Annotated in this window: 1 protein-coding gene and 1 pseudogene; one reads left to right on the forward strand and one right to left on the reverse strand. The window is 41.2% G+C overall.

Features of this window, described 5'->3' with window-relative positions:
* A pseudogene (locus R7Z47_RS25440) lies at window positions 1-138 on the forward strand (tRNA pseudouridine(65) synthase TruC); the annotation flags it as partial.
* 82 nt (window positions 139-220) lie between these two features.
* Here R7Z47_RS25440 and R7Z47_RS25445 read toward each other — a convergent pair.
* Window positions 221-604, reverse strand: coding sequence for a DUF3461 family protein (locus tag R7Z47_RS25445; RefSeq protein WP_005456756.1), 384 nt, complete (start codon window positions 602-604; stop codon window positions 221-223).
* Between the last annotated feature and the right edge of the window lie 29 nt (window positions 605-633).

Raw genomic sequence — 633 nt, forward strand, 5'->3', positions numbered from 1 at the left:
CGCTTGCTGTTACATGCTTCGGAGCTGCGTTTTGTGCATCCGTTTACAAATGAAGAGCTGGTGATGAAAGCGAGTATCGACGATACGTGGCAGCAATTGTTTACTCGATTTGAGTGGGACGAAGAGCTCGTTAAGTAAAGAGGCTGTGCTCTAGCGAAGAGAAATAGAAAAGGGTTGGCATGTTTGCCAACCCTTTTTGTTGTTTACCGATTCTCAAAGGCTATTTGAGTTTTTCTAGATCCGCTTCGATCTCGGCGATCTTGCTAGAAACGACTTTTTCTAAATGGCGAAGATCAGAAAGAATCTTTTGTTTTACATCCAATTCAGACACTTTCGCTGGTTTTGTGATCTTGTTGAGTTCGTCGATAACCAAAGTAAGGTTACGGTTGATTTCCGTTACTTCCTTGTATTTATGACTACCGCTATCAACTAAGACATTTTTTACTTGGCGTGGGTATTTGAATTTGACGCTTTTGGCAAAGAACTCGCCTTTTTGCTTATGGAAGTAGATTTTGAGCACGTCTTTATGTGCTTCTTGACGTAGGGAATAACGTTCAATCTGCTTGGGATCATGAATACCCAAACCAGTGAGGTGGGGATACATAGGCTACCTCTATTACATCTAATTGATAT

This window comes from Vibrio sp. 1641, assembly GCF_033339995.1.
Classification (GTDB): Bacteria; Pseudomonadota; Gammaproteobacteria; order Enterobacterales; family Vibrionaceae; genus Vibrio; species Vibrio alginolyticus.

Excerpts from the sequence above, each read along its gene's own strand:
- R7Z47_RS25445 (WP_005456756.1), bottom strand. The coding sequence starts at position 604 with ATGTATCCCCACCTCACTGGTTTGGGTATTCATGATCCCAAGCAGATT.